Source organism: Streptomyces krungchingensis, assembly GCF_054729265.1.
Genome location: NZ_JBPUKY010000002.1, coordinates 311866 through 326009, shown reverse-complemented (window position 1 = coordinate 326009; position 14144 = coordinate 311866). Strand labels below are relative to the sequence as shown.

At 72.1% G+C, this 14144-nt stretch carries 11 protein-coding genes; 7 read left to right on the top strand and 4 right to left on the bottom strand.

Annotated features, from left to right (window positions below; all coding sequences use genetic code 11):
• Positions 1-158: 158 nt before the first annotated feature.
• Positions 159-1115, bottom strand: a complete 957-nt coding sequence (locus tag ACSYGO_RS42115) for an SDR family NAD(P)-dependent oxidoreductase (protein ID WP_426675345.1) — start codon at positions 1113-1115, stop codon at positions 159-161.
• Positions 1116-1277: 162 nt separating this feature from the next.
• Here ACSYGO_RS42115 and ACSYGO_RS42110 point away from each other — a divergent pair, with 162 nt between their 5' ends.
• Positions 1278-1862, top strand: coding sequence for a TetR/AcrR family transcriptional regulator (locus ACSYGO_RS42110; protein WP_426675346.1), 585 nt, complete (start codon positions 1278-1280; stop codon positions 1860-1862).
• Positions 1863-2043: 181 nt separating this feature from the next.
• Positions 2044-2652 carry an NAD(P)H:quinone oxidoreductase gene (gene wrbA, locus ACSYGO_RS42105; RefSeq protein WP_426675347.1) on the top strand — a complete coding sequence of 203 codons (609 nt, stop codon included), beginning with the start codon at positions 2044-2046 and terminating at the stop codon, positions 2650-2652.
• Positions 2653-2691: 39 nt separating this feature from the next.
• Here wrbA and ACSYGO_RS42100 read toward each other — a convergent pair whose 3' ends face one another.
• Entirely contained in the window at positions 2692-3981 is a 1290-nt protein-coding gene (locus tag ACSYGO_RS42100; protein ID WP_426675348.1) for a PAS domain S-box protein, read from the bottom strand.
• A 360-nt stretch (positions 3982-4341) separates the two neighbouring features.
• Here ACSYGO_RS42100 and ACSYGO_RS42095 point away from each other — a divergent pair, with 360 nt between their 5' ends.
• The 3 genes from ACSYGO_RS42095 to ACSYGO_RS42085 are packed head-to-tail and all read left to right on the top strand — an operon-like array spanning position 4342 to position 9070.
• Entirely contained in the window at positions 4342-5715 is a 1374-nt protein-coding gene (locus ACSYGO_RS42095; protein ID WP_426675349.1) for an ATP-grasp domain-containing protein, read from the top strand.
• Positions 5712-7724, top strand: a complete 2013-nt coding sequence (locus tag ACSYGO_RS42090; RefSeq protein WP_460389958.1) for a PEP/pyruvate-binding domain-containing protein — start codon at positions 5712-5714, stop codon at positions 7722-7724. The genes ACSYGO_RS42095 and ACSYGO_RS42090 overlap by 4 nt, the downstream gene beginning before the upstream one ends.
• A gap of 8 nt (positions 7725-7732) precedes the next feature.
• Entirely contained in the window at positions 7733-9070 is a 1338-nt protein-coding gene (locus ACSYGO_RS42085) for an MFS transporter (protein WP_460389957.1), read from the top strand.
• Positions 9071-9147: 77 nt separating this feature from the next.
• On the opposite strand, the gene ACSYGO_RS42080 is transcribed toward ACSYGO_RS42085, so the two are convergent.
• A complete protein-coding gene (locus ACSYGO_RS42080) occupies positions 9148-9738 on the bottom strand; it encodes a DUF4383 domain-containing protein (protein ID WP_426675352.1) in 591 nt (196 codons plus the stop codon).
• An 82-nt stretch (positions 9739-9820) separates the two neighbouring features.
• The gene (locus tag ACSYGO_RS42075; RefSeq protein WP_426675353.1) at positions 9821-10318 is read right to left on the bottom strand and encodes a MarR family winged helix-turn-helix transcriptional regulator; all 498 of its coding nucleotides are present in this window, start codon (positions 10316-10318) and stop codon (positions 9821-9823) included.
• 73 nt (positions 10319-10391) lie between these two features.
• Between ACSYGO_RS42075 and ACSYGO_RS42070 the strand changes: the two genes are divergently transcribed.
• Together ACSYGO_RS42070 and ACSYGO_RS42065 are read left to right on the top strand one after the other, a co-directional pair.
• Positions 10392-12521: an MMPL family transporter gene (locus ACSYGO_RS42070; protein WP_460389956.1), complete on the top strand. Its 2130-nt coding sequence runs from the start codon at positions 10392-10394 to the stop codon at positions 12519-12521.
• Positions 12522-12639: 118 nt separating this feature from the next.
• Positions 12640-14139 (top strand): cryptochrome/photolyase family protein, encoded by a 1500-nt coding sequence (locus tag ACSYGO_RS42065; protein WP_460389955.1) that lies wholly within the window; start codon positions 12640-12642, stop codon positions 14137-14139.
• The last annotated feature ends 5 nt before the right edge of the window (positions 14140-14144 follow it).

Genomic DNA, 14144 nt, shown 5'->3' with positions numbered 1-14144 from the left:
ATGAGGGCCGGTGTGCCCGTTTTGTGATGTGCCGGAGGCAGAGAACTCCGATCCGGAGGATGTAGTGGTCCGGATGGGCCGTTGCGGGCCGGGGCGTCGTGGTCCGGATCCGGTGACCGGACGACGACCCCTCACGGGTCGGGTCGGGTCGGGCGGTGTCAGCGAGGCGTCGCGGTGGCGAGCATCGCGACGGAGGCCTGCCACAGGCGGTCCGCGCTCCGGACGTCCAGGGCATGTGCGGCGACTCCGCGGCGCACTCCGGGCCGATACGGTCCGGCCTCGTTGCAGTCCTCGAAGTAGCGGCCGGTCACCCGCTCGGTCAGCGGTGAGGCGGCGAGCAGTACCGAGGTCGCGGCGCCCTGCTCGATGTTCTTCCAGGAGACGTCGGCGCTGGTGGCCTCGAACGAGCTCGGGCTGTTGGAGATGTCCCCGATGTGGCGGCCGAGCCGGGTGGTGGTGATGCGGCCGGGGTTGAGGGCGTTGACGGTGATCAGGTCGGGCGCCCAGCGACGGCTCGCCTCGACGGCGAACAGGACGTTGGCGGTCTTGGACTGGCTGTAGGCCGCCCACGGGTCGTAGGGGTGCCGCTCGAAGTTGATGTCGTCGAAGAGCACGTCGCCGTTGACGTGACCGACCGAGCTGACGGCGACCACGCGCGCCCCGCGGGCCGCCGAAAGGGCGCCGTGCAGGCCGGTGGCGAGGGCGAAGTGGCCGAGGTGATTGGTGGCGAACTGGAGCTCCCAGCCCTCCTTCGTCCGCTGGAGCGGCGGAGCCATCACCCCGGCGTTGAGGACCAGGATGTGCAGGGGCCCGCGCCAGGCTTCCGCGAAGGCGCGCACCGAGGCCGGGTCGGCGAGGTCGAGCGTCGCGGCGCGTACCGCCCCCGAGCCGTCGGCCGGAGCGATCTCCTCCACCGCCCGCGTGCCCGCGGCCGGGTCGCGGACGCCGATGGTGACCTCGGAGCCGGCGGCGGCCAGGGCGCGCGCGGTCTCGCGTCCGATGCCGGAGGCTCCCCCGGTGACGACGGCGCGCAGGCCGGTGAGATCGACGCCGGCGAGCACCTCGGCGGCGGTCGTCTCCGCTCCGAACGGGGTGGTGACGAGCTGGTCGGTCATGACGTTCTCCATGAGGGCGAGGGCAGCGGCCGGGGCGTGCGCGGCCGGTGGCACGAAGGCATGAGGCCGCCGTACTCTGATATCCGGAACTGGTTCCGCTTCGCCCTCGACAGTAAGCGGAACTGGTTCCGCTTACAAGCGAAGCCGAGAAGGGAGTCGGAATTGACCGGCAACGAGGGGGACGCGGCACGGCCGGGCAGGGCCCTGCGCGCCGACGCGCGACGCAACGAGGACCGGCTGCTGGAGGCGGCCGCGGCCGCCTTCGCGCAAGAGGGAGCGGGCGCCTCGGTCAAGGACATCGCCCGCCGCGCCGGAGTCGGCGTCGGCACGCTCTACCGCCGCTTCCCCTCCAAGGAACTGCTGATCGAGGCCGTCTACCGGCACGAGGTCCAGCGCCTGTGCGAGGCGGCACCGGAACTGGCGGCCACCCGGCCTCCGTCGGACGCGCTGCGGACCTGGATGGAGCGCTTCATCGACTTCATGTCCGCCAAGCAGGGCATGGCCGACGCGCTGCGCGTGGTGCTGACGGACGACAACGAGAAGCTGCAGACCCGCGCCCTGCTCGCCGAGGCCCTCGACCACCTGCTCACCCCGGCCAGGGCACAGTCGGTGGTGCGGCCGGAGGTCGACGCCCGGGACGTCCTCATGGCCCTCGGCGGGATCACGCTCATCGCCGCCGGCGAGGAGCAGCGCGACCTGGCGACCCGGCTCATCGGGCTGCTCCTGCACGGCGTCGTGACGAGCTGACCCGACGGGGCGGCCGCCGGGCGCGACCGGCCCGCGGCTGCCTTCGGCACCGGGCCTCACATTCCGAGGGGCTGTGTCGTCGGTCTGCTGGAGGTCGGCTTCGAGGCGGACCTCACCCGGGCACCCACGCGTGGATCCCGCCCGCGGCCGCCGATGGAACCAGCGAAGGAAGAATCCGTCCATGGAACCCGTGAACGTCGCAGTCATCTACTACAGCTCGACCGGCAGCGTGCACGCGCTGGCGCAGGCCGCGGCCGAGGGCGCCGAGAAGGCAGGCGCCCGGGTGCGGCTGCGCAAGGTCGCCGAGACGGCCCCGCCGGAGGCGATCGCCGCCAACCCGGCCTGGGGCCGGCACGCGCAGGACACGGCGGACGTCGCCGAGGCCGCGCACGACGACTTGATCTGGGCCGACGCCGTCCTGTTCGGCACTCCCGCCCGCTTCGGCAACCCCTCGAGTCAGCTCAGGGCGTTCATCGACACCACCGGCCCCTTGTGGTTCACGGGCAAGCTCACCGACAAGGTGTACTCGGCCTTCACCGCGAGCAACACGGCCCACGGCGGACAGGAGTCGACCCTTCTGGCGCTGGCGAACACCTTCTACCACTGGGGCGGCATCATCGTGCCTCCCGGCTACACCGATCCCATTCAGTTCCAGTCGGGCAACCCGTACGGCACCTCCCACGTGGCGGCCGACGGCCTGCCCGGCGACGTGGCCCTGCAAGCGGCGCGCCACCAGGCCCGGCGCACCGTCGACACGGCGGCACTTCTCAAGGCCGGCCGCGCCGCCTAAGGGCTGTCCCCGGCCGCCCAGGGGGCGAACGGCCGCCGCTCAGGCCGGGCTGAGCGGGTGGGGCGCCGTGGCGGAGCGGGGCGGCCAGGTCTGCGGGGAGAGGATGCCGAGGACGTAGGCGCGGGCGACCAGTGCCGGTCGGGTCGCGGCGCCCAGCAACTCGCGCAGCCTGCTGAGGTGGTAGTCCACGGTCTGCCGTGACAAGTGGAGCGCACCCGCGATGTCGGCGTTGCTCCGCCCGGCGGCCAGCAGGGCGAGTATCCGCACCTGGGCGGCCGTGAGCGACGCGTGTTCCTCGTACCGCAGTCCCAGATGTGTGACGACGGCCCATACGCCGGGCCCGGGTCCGGCGGCGCGGCGGACCGTGGTGAGGTGCACACGGGCTCTGCGCAGGAAGCCGTCTCCGTCGACGAGGACGGCGCAGACGCGCGCGCTGCGCCGTCGGCCGTCGACCAGGTCACCCCAGATGCGGTGCAGCACGGCCCGCTCCGGGGTGTCGGCCAGCAGACGATCTGCGGACCGACCGATCAGTTCGGAGAGGCGAACGCCCAGTAACTCGGCCATGGCGGCGCTCGCTTCACCCACCCGCCCCTCGGCGGACATCCGGACGCACGCCAGTCCGCTGTGGTCGCGCAGGGCCCGCAGGTCCTCCTCCGCCCGTCGCCGTTGTTCCAGGGTCTGGGTGTAGTCGGTGATGTCGACGTAGATCCCCGCCACGCACCGGCGTTCGTCCCAGCGGACGGGGAAGCGGTAGCCCGCGGCCTGCCCGGAGGAGCCGTCGGGCCGCCGATAGGCCAGGGTGTGCCGTACGGGCTTGCCGCCGGTCAGGACGTCCTGGTCGAGGCCGAAGAAGCGGGCTGCGTCGTCGGGTCGGTCGACGTCGGCGAGGTGACGGCCGATCATGGCGTCGCGGGTGGTGCCGTACAGGTGGGCGTAGGCGTGATTGACCCACAGATAACGGCCGGTCGGGTCACGGACGAACGCCGCGGCGGGCGTGAGGTCGGCGAACGAGGCGTACGGGTCCGGCTCGTCGGAGCGGCCGCCCACTTCGACGGCCACTCCCCTGCTGACGCGCCGACGCGCGCCGCCCCGGCAGTCGGGCCAGTTCACGTCGAAGGTCCGGCCTTCGAAGCACGCCTGGTACGGGCCGTCGCCCGATGGTCGGGCCGGGTCGCCGAGTTCCGCCGAGAGGGCCTCCAGAAAACGGTGTGCGGTGCGCTCGTCGTCGAACGCGCCGCCACCGCTGTCGACCACTCTCAGTCCACCGTCGGCCTCCCACCAGGACACCGGCAGGGGCGCGAGAAGCGACTTGAAATCGGCCTCGTCCACGGCCCAACTCCTTCAACGTTCGACCACATTACTTTGAGTGACACCACATGCGTATCCCGTGTGCATGCCAAGCATGCCGGGTGGGCTCGGACGGCTCGGCGGCGCACCCCTCTACCCGGAACGGGCACTAACGCATCACGGAACCTTCACACGCCGTCAACCGCCGTCACGAGTACGGCATTTGCCTGAGGGGTTCGCGCTCTCCGGGGCCCAGGACGCGCACACGGGCTGCTTCGCTTGAAGGAGCGCACACGGACCGCGGACGGCGGTCGTCGTAGCGGCGCGGGCGCACCCACGGCCGCCGTGCCGGCGGACGGCGCGCCCGCGCCGGTTCCCCGGAAACAGAGGAGTTGGGTATTCGTGAGCAAGGTGCTGTACGTGCACGCCAAGGGCGGCCCTCCGGTGGGCTACGCCCTGACGCGGGTGGCCGCGCGGTCCGCGGTGCACCTGCTGGCACTCAGCGAACTGCCCGTCACCGTCGCGGCTGACGCCGGGCGGATGTGCGCCTCGGTCGTCACCCGGGCGGACGCCGACCGGGGCGACCTGGTGGACCTCATCGCGGACCGTGCCCGCGAGGTGGGAGCGGACGCCGTCGTCACCTTCTCCGAGTACGCGGTGGTCGCGGTCGCCGAAGCGGCTCGGCGCCTCGGCCTGAAGGGAGCCGGCGCCGCCGCGGAACTCGCCCGGGACAAGCGCCTGATGCGTGCCGCCTGGGAGCGCCACGGCGTGCCGCAGCCCCGGTTCCGTGCCGTTCGCACCGCCGCCGAACTCGACGCGGCCGCACACCAGTTGTCGTATCCGCTGCTCCTCAAGGCGGCCTGGAGCGCCGGTTCGACCGCGCACCAGATCATCACGACGCCCGGCGGTGTCCGGCAGGCGTGGCAGCGGTCGCGCGCGGTCATGGCGCAGTCGGCGACGCTCGGGTTCGCCGAGCTTCATGTGGCCGGTGCCGGCGAGGACTTCATCGTCGAGGAGATCGTCACCGGGTGTGCCGAGGAGTGGTTCGACGGCGCCGGTTGGGGCGACTACGTCAGCGTCGAGGGCGTCGTCGTCGACGGCGTCTTCCGGCCGGTCTGTCTGAGCGGCCGGATGCCGACGGTCGCGCCGTTCACCGAGCGCGCCGGCATCACCCCGGCCGCTCTCGGTGCCGAGGCCCAGGAACGCGTCGTCGCCCTCGCCCGCGGCGCCGTGGAGGCCCTGGGGCTGGAGAACTGCGGCACCCACACCGAGATCAAGCTGGGGGCGGACGGCCGCATGTGGGTCATCGAGACGGCAGCGCGCTTCGGCGGAGCGATGACCGTGCCGCAGATCGAGGAGGTCTTCGGGCTCGACCTGGTCGGCATGTTCACCGACCAACTGCTCGACAGGGCACCCGCCTGGCCCGCGCGGGCGCTGTCGCCCGCCGATGCCGAGGGCGCCGCCGGCTCCCTGGTGGTGCTCGCGGTCGACGGCGACGGCGAGCCCTGGGGGCGCCGGCACGTGTGGGACGCGGCCGCGGTCGTCCGTTCCGCGCCGCTGGGCACCGGGAGCACGCTGTCCGTCGTCGCCGAGAGCTCCCTGCCGGACGGCACCACCGTGCCGGTCTACGACCCCGCCGCCGGGGCCAACACCATGGCCGGACTGTGCCTGTTGTCGGCCGAGGTCCCGCAGGCCGTCGTCCGGGACTTCACCGCCCTCGTGGACGCGCTGCCGCACATCCTGCCCGCCGACGCCACCGAGGGGGTCACGGCATGACCCTCGCACTGGACGACGCCGAGACGCCAGGGGCGTCAGGGGACCGTACGGTCGTCGGCGCCAACCTGTCGCTGCCCCTGTTCCGGGCCCTGTCCGGGACGCTGGCCGGGCACCCGTACCTGAAGGTCGTGGTGGACCGTGCCGAGCACACCTGGCACCTGCTCGACACCCGGGTGCACCCCTTCCACGTCAACTACACAGCGACCCGGATCCTCGGTCTGACGCTCGACGAACTCGACACGGACCTCGACGCGTTCAACACCTCCGTCTACATGGACCCGGAGCGCCGCTTCCTCCTCGGCGTGCTGTCGCTGCACACCGACGAACGGGCCGAGGACCCCGAACGCCCCTTCCTGGTGCTGGAGACGACCGAGGCGGACACCATGCACGGTGCCCTGCTGGAGGAGTTCTACCGCTATGTTCGCGGCCGGGTCGACGGACGGCTGCCGCTGCTGCTGAAGCCCGCCAACCACGGGCAGGAACACGAACTGGCGTCGGTGAGCGAGGCCGTCGTGCCGCGCATCCTCAGCCACGAACTGTTCGGCCATCGCACCCGCACCTGCCTCAACCCGGGCGAGGCCGAGGGCAGGCTGCGCTACTTCCGCACCACGAAGGAGTACGAGGCCGCCGCCGCGGAGCTCGGCTGGTCCGACATCGTCGCCATGGCGTGCCTGCCCGACGACGTGCCCCGCGTCGCCGGATTCATCAACACGGCGCCCATCACCCCGCTGTCGCACACCAACGTCCTGGCCTCGGGCTGGCGCATCCCGAACGCCATCGTCCGCGACCTCGACACCCTTGTGGGGCAGGACGGCCTGGACGACGCGTGGGTGCGCTACCGCGTCGCCGAGGAGACGATCACCCTGGAGCGGCTGGCGGGCGCGCCGGTCCTGCACAAGCCCGCCTGGCACCAGCAGCGCATCCGCGTGGAGACTCCCCTGCTGGAGGAGGCGCCGGTGCTGGCGCTGCACCGGCTGCGCCGGGCCGACCGGGACAGCTACGGCACCAAGGCCGCCAACCTGGGGGAACTGCACCACGTACTGGACAGCCGCACCGCCGACCTGACCACCTTCTACGCGCGTCCGCGTCCCCCGCGTGCCGACCTGCTGACGCATCTGGCCACCCGTCTCGGTGAGCCGTGGGCGAGTCCGGAACGCCTGCGCGCCGCGGCGGTGGAGCGGGTGGCGGACACGGTGCGGGCACCGGAGGGCGTCGCCCTGCCGTTCCGTCTGCACCACCTGTTCCTCACCTCGTCGCCCGCCCTGCAACAGGGCATCGGCAAGCTGAAGATGGCCCTGGAACTCGAGGCGTTCGACGTGCTCGACCCGCTGTGCCTGCACCTCCAGCATCTGGTGCGCGGCACTGCGATGCCCGACGAGGTGGCACGGGCGGTCACCGGCGCCGTGCCGGGCCTGCTGGCCGACGGCCGCCGGCTCGTGGTCCGTTCGTCCTCCAACGCGGAGGATCTGCCGGGCTTCTCCGCCGCCGGCATCTACGACTCGGTGACCACCGTGCGCGGCACGGACCAGCTCATGGACGCCGTCCGTCAGGTGTGGGCCTCCCTGCTGTCGCCCCGCAGTGTGCGCCTGCGTCACCAGGTGGGCATCTCGCTGGACGACACCTACATGGGCGTGATCATCCAGGAGTACCTGCCGGCCGACCTCGGTGGCGTCCTGGTGACCTGCAACCCGACCCGCCGCGAGGACTTCCGCAACGTCTACCTCAACTGCACACCCGGGTCGCCGGAACGGGTGGTCGACGGCACGGTCCTGCCGCAGCAGTACCTCTACAACACCGTCGAGGGCGGCGGACGCACGGTCGACATCGGTTCCGCGGGCGTGGACCTCCCGCCGACCACCCGGGCGGCGCTGGCCGAACTCGCCCTGGCAGGACGGCTGTTGCAGTCCCACTTCAGCCAGGAGGACCCGGACGACGCGCTGGACGTCGAGTGGCTGATGACTGCCGACGGGACGTTCCGGCTGGTCCAGATCCGCCCGTACTCCCGGTGAGGCGCCGCATGCCGAAACCGTGGGCACGTCCGCGGGGGCCCGCCCTGCCCGCCGCCGCCCGGCGCATCATCCGCCTGAACAACGGGTTCCAGCTGCTGTTCAACCTGCTGTGGTGGATGCCCGTGTTCTACGCCTACCAGCGGGACGCCGGCCTCTCCGAGGACCAGATCTTCGGCATCCAGAGCATCTACTACGTCGCGTTCTGCCTCTTCGAGATCCCGACCGGTGCCGTGGCCGACCGCATCGGCGCCCGCAACTGTCTGCGTGCGGGCGCGGTGGTGATGACGGCGGCGAACCTGACGCCGGTGCTGGCCCCTTCGTACTCGGGCTTCCTCGTGCACTTCCTCGCCATCGCTGCGGGACGCTCGCTCACCTCGGGCGCGGCGAGCGCCTACCTGTACGACGGACTGCGCGCCGAGGGGGCGGACGCCCACTACCTCAGGGCGGAGGGCACGGCTCGTGCGCTCGGCCTCGCCGCCAAGGTGCTGTGCTGGCCGCTCGTCGGGCCGCTGATGCTGCTGTTTCCGCAGGCGCCCTACATACTCAGCGCGGCGAGTGCCGCCGGGTCTCTCGGCTGCGCCCTGGCCCTGCCGCGTCTCGCCCCGCACGGCGAGGTCTCCGTACCGGTTCCGCGCAAGCGGCGACGCGGGGGCTTCCTGCACGACACGCGTGCCGCCCTGGGCGTGCTGCGGGCCTCGCCCTGGCTGGTCCTGCTGATGGTGCAGGGCGTGGCGGTCTTCACCCTGTCGCGCATCTGTCAGGTCAATCTGTTCCAGCCGGTGCTGCTCGACCACGGCATCGGGGAGAGCACGCACGGCAGTGTGCTCGCGGCGATGACGGTCGCCGAGGCGGTCGCCTCGGCCCGCCCGCAGTGGCTGAGCCGCAGGCTGTCACCGGTGTCGTGGGTGTCGCTGCTGAGTGTGCTGCTCGCCGCGGTCCTCGCGGGCCTCGCCCTGGGCGGTCCCTGGACCGTGGTCGCCCTGCTGTGCGCGTTCGCCGCCGTCACCGGGTTCGTCTATCCGGTGCAGCGCAAGCTCATCAACGACGCCATCCCGGCGGGCGCGCCGCGGGCCACGCTGTTGTCGGTGGAGAGCATCGTGGACCGCGGGGTGTGCGCGCTGGCCGCGGTCGCGGCGGGCGCGTACCTGGCGGCGGGCCGTCTGGACGCGCTGTTGTGGCACAGCGCCGTGATCACGTGCGTGCTGGTGCCGGTGCTCCACCTGGCGCTGGGCCGTCTGCGTCGCACGCCCCCACGCGCCGGGGACGGTACGGGCGACGCGGCCCCTCGTCCCCCGGACGAGCCGGTTCCGCTGCCCGTCGACGAGGGCGCGGCGCCCCGCGCGTGAGCCGGTGGCCACCGGTGCCCGATCCCGGTGGCCACCCCCGCGCTCCGTGCTGGTGGTCGTCCCGTGTGAGGTGCGTGTCACCCCGGCGTCCGACGCCGGCCCGTTCCGCCGACTGCCGTCGCGCCGGGCAGCGCCCGCACCCCGCGTTCCGTGGCCGGGAGGGCGGCTGCCGCCTGCGCATGGGCCGTCCGCCGTTCCCGCTCGGCCTGTCGGGGGTGCCTGCTCTGCCAGTAGGGGTTGTCGTGCGAGAGCTTGCTGGAGACCCGGCCGTACATGCCGAACGTCGCGATGACCAGGCCCATCACGAAGCTGAAGAGCACGTTGGTCATGCCGAAGCCGAGGACGTTGGCGGGCTTGTCCAGCACGAAGACGTGGGCGAAGCCGCTCAGGACGAACAGGGCGCCCACCACCATGTTGAGGGTGGAGGCGAAGTTGCCGCCGATCACGGCTCCCACGAGCAGCGCCACACCCACCACCGTGGAGATGACGCTGAGCGCGACGTTGGTGGTCATGCCCGCGATCGTGTGACCCGCCGTGGCGAAGGGGCTGAGGGCGTCGGCGAAACCGAGGCCCGCGAAGGTGAGCAGGACCAGTCCGCAGAAGCCGGCGCCGTACCGATAGACGGTCGCCAGGTGGTGGTCGACGGGGAGCTCATCTTGTAGCTTCATGACCACGTTTCGCGCGGTATGGACGAAATGGATGCGGTTTCGCACCACTTGCGGCTGACCGATGCGCGCGCCACTCGATGGGCTAGCCGGAGCCCTGCCGCAGATGGACGAGCTCTCGGTTCATCTCGGCGAGGAACCGGACGACCACCGCCAGTTCCTCGGGGGTGAAGCGCTCGCGCGCCGCTCCCGTGCTGCGGGCCAGGGGCTGGAAGTAGTCCCTGGCGATCTCCCTGGCCGCCTCCGCGTAGTGCAGATGGACCACGCGACGGTCGTCGACCGCGCGGACCCGCCGGATGTGTCCGGCCTTCTCCAGCCGGTCGATGCAGGCGGTGACCGCTCCGGACGTCAGGTTGAGCCGCTCGCGCAGCCTGCCGGGCGTGATGGGCCCCTCGTCGGCGTCGGCATCCAGGATCGCGATCAGGGCCTGCACGTCGGTGAGATGAAGCCCCTGCGCCTGAGCGAACTCCTGGGCGATGCGATTGAACTCGCCGTTCATCCGGCGCAAGAGGACGGCGAAGGACTGCAACCCTGTCGGGTCGTCTCCGGGAAGAGAGGGCGATGGCACGCCGGAACCGCTCATGCCCTCAGTATAGGATCACTCAATCATTGAGATACTTGATGAGTGACTTACTTCCCTAAGGCTTGAGATGCTGATGAGAACCGCACCGCGTTCGGCCCGCTGGCTCGTACCCCTCGCTCTGCTGTTCGTCTGGCTGGCCGTGGGCGGCACGCTCGGCCCCTACGCGGGCAAGCTCGGCGAGGTCGCGACCAACGACCAGGCGGCCTTCCTGCCGCAGAGCGCCGAGTCCACCAAGGTCCTCAAGGCCCGTGAGGCCTTCGACCAGTCCGAGACGCTGCCCGCCGTCGTGGTCTGGACGGCGGACGGGAGCCCGACGACCGAGGCCCAGCAGGCAGCCGCCACCGAGGCCGTCGCCGCTCTCGCCTCGGACACGGGGGTCGCCGGCCGGCCCTCGCCCGCCCTGGTCTCCGACGACGGCAAGGCCCTTCAGGCGGTCGTCCAGCTCGAGCCCGACCTGGGCGACAGACTGCCCGCGGTGCTCGACAAGGTGCGGGCGGCGGCCGGGAGCGTGCCCGGCACCGAGGCACAGATCGCCGGCCCCGCGGCGAGCCAGGCCGACCTGTCGGACGCGTTCGCCGGTATCGACGGGCTGTTGCTGGGTGTGGCCCTCGGCGCCGTGCTGCTGATCCTGCTGCTCGTCTACCGCAGCGTCCTGCTGCCGTTCGTGATCATCCTCGGTTCCGTGTTCGCCCTGGGACTCGCGTGCGCCGTCGTCTACGCGCTGGCGGACCGGGACGTGGTCCGGGTGGACGGCCAGGTGCAGGGCATCCTCTCCATCCTGGTCATCGGCGCCGCCACCGACTACGCGCTGCTGCTGGCGGCCCGCTTCCGCGAGGAACTCGCCGTACGGGGCGACCGTGCCGCGGCCGCAATGGCGGCGGTACGCCGCTCGTTCGGTGCGATCACCGCCAGTGCCGCCACCGTGGCGCTCGGCCTGCTGGCCCTGCTCGCGAGCGACCTCACGAACAACCGCTCCCTCGGGCCGGTCGGCGCCATCGGCATCGTGTGCGCCGTGCTCTGCACCCTCACCTTCCTGCCCGCCGTACTCGCCCTTCTGGGCCGGACCGCGTACTGGCCCTCCAAGCCCAAGGCGTCGGACGCGTCCGTCGAAGGGCACGGGGTGTGGCGCCGTGTCGCCGCGCGGGTGAACGCGAGGCCGCGTCGGACCTGGGTGGTCACCGCACTCGTCCTCGCCGCCTTCGCGGCCTTCTCCCCCGCGCTGACCGCCAAGGGCGTGCCGCTCGACGAGATCTTCGTGAACGACGCGCCCTCCGTCGCCGCCCAGGAGACGCTCGGCGAGCACTTCCCCGGCGGTTCGGGCAACCCGGCCGTCATCATCGCCGACGCCGACCGTGCCGCCGAGGTGACGGCCGCCGCGAAGGACACCGAGGGCGTGGCGTCGGCCGGGGCGGTCTCCGCGTCGGGACGGCCCGGCGCCGGTACCCCTAAGGTCGTCGACGGGCGTGTGCGCATCGACGCCACCCTGAAGGCGGCGGCGGACGGCGACGCGGCCAAGGAGACCGTCGAGCGGCTGCGTGCGAAAGTGCACGCGGTGTCCGGGGCCGACGCGCTGGTCGGCGGTTACACCGCCCAGCAGTTGGACACCCAGCAGACCGCCGCCCGCGACCGTACGGTGATCGTGCCCGTCGTCCTCGGCATCATCCTGCTGATCCTCGTCCTGCTCCTGCGCTCACTGCTCGTACCCGTCCTGCTGGTCGCGACCGTCGCGCTCAACTTCCTTGCCACGCTGGGGGTGTCGGCGCTCGTCTTCGGGCATCTCCTCGGGTTCAGCGGCACGGACGCGTCGGTACCGCTGTACGGCTTCGTGTTCCTGGTCGCCCTCGGCGTCGACTACAACATCTTCCTGATGTCACGGGTACGGGAGGAGGCGCTCGTGCACGGCACCCGGCAGGGTGTGCTGCGCGGGCTGACCACCACCGGAGGCGTGATCACCTCGGCCGGAGTGGTGCTCGCCGCCACCTTCGCGGCGTTGATGGTCATCCCCCTGGCCTTCCTCGTGCAGATCGCGTTCATCGTCGCCTTCGGCGTCCTGCTCGACACGCTCGTGGTGCGCTCGCTCCTGGTCCCCGCGCTGATGATCGACATCGGACCCCGGGCGTGGTGGCCCAGCGCCCTGGCCCGCCGCGCCGCCGGACCCGTGACCGGGGCGAAGCAGCCGGAGGGCTCCGCCACCGCCGCCTGAACGGGCGGTTCCGGGCGGGTCGCGCATCCGCCGCCGGCGCGGTGTGTGAAGTGGTCGGGCGCGTACGGGTGCCGCCGGTCCGGACTGGTCCGCGGCCGGGACCGACGAAGGGATGCTCATGCACTGGCTTTTCGGCGATCAGCTCGGACCGCACTTCCTGCGCCCTTCCCCGGACAGTGGTCTCACCCGCGACGCACCGCTGCTGATGATCGAGGCCCGGTCGGTGTTCCGGCGCCGCCGCTTCCACCGGGCCAAGGCGCACCTGGTGCTCTCCGCCATGCGCCACCGGGCGGCGGAACTCGGCGACCGGGTCACGTACGTCCGCGCCGACACCTACCGGGAAGGACTGGAGAAGGCGGCGGGCGGCGCCCCGGTGACCGTCCATCACCCGACCTCGTACGCCGCCGTACGGCTGGTGCGCTCCCTGCCTCACGTCGCCATGGGGCCTCCGCGCGGGTTCCTGGTGCCCTTGGAGGACTTCGCGGCGTGGGCGGACGGGCACGGCGGCCGGCGGCTGCGCCAGGAGGACTTCTACCGGTGGGTGCGGCAGGGGCACGAGCTGCTGATGGACGGCGACAGCCCGGCCGGCGGCCGCTGGAACTACGACCACGACAACCGTGAGCCGCCGCCCCGGAAGACGTCCGCCCTGCCCGTGCCCGCCCCCTACCGGCCGCGCGAGGACGAGATCGACGACGAGGTCCGCCACGACCTCGACCGCTGGGAGAGCGACGGTGACGTGTCCTTCGTGGGACGGGACGGCCCGCGGCTCTTCCCCGCGACCCGTGCCGAGGCCCGGGAGGCGCTGCGGCGTTTCGTCGACCGGCGGCTCGGCACCTTCGGCCCGTACGAGGACGCCATGCTCGCCGCCGACCCCGTCATGAGCCACAGCCTGCTGTCCTCGTCCCTCAATCTCGGTCTGCTCGACCCCGGCGAGTGCGTGGACCGCGCCGAAGCGGCATGGCGGGAGGGCCGGGCACCGCTGAACAGCGTCGAGGGCTTCGTCCGGCAGATCGCCGGCTGGCGCGAGTACGTCTGGCAGCTGTACTGGTACTTCGGCGAGGAGTACCGGCACTCCAACGAACTGCGGCACACCGCACCGGTGCCCGGCTGGTGGGACGACCTGGACGCGGACGACATCCGCGCGCGCTGTCTGCACACGGTCCTGTCCCAGGTGCGCGACACGGGATGGACCCACCACATCCCGCGCCTGATGATCCTCGGCAGTTACGCGCTCCAGCACGGCTGGGACCCGGCCGCCGTCACGGACTGGTTCCGCCGGAGCTTCGTGGACGGCTACGACTGGGTCATGGTGCCCAACGTCGTCGGCATGTCCCAGTACGCCGACGGCGGCCGCATGACCACCAAGCCGTACACGTCCGGCGGCGCCTACGTGAACCGCATGAGCGACCTGTGCGGGCCCTGCGCCCACCGCCCCGGGGACCGCACCGGGGCACACGCCTGCCCCTACACCGCGGGCTACTGGAACTTCCTCGACCGGCACCGCTCCAGACTCGAACACAACCACCGCACCGCGCAGGCGGTCAGAGGCCTCGACCGCCTGCCCGACCTCGACGAGGTCCGCCACCAGGAACAGGCCCGCGGGGACTCACCGCCGTAGCCGGG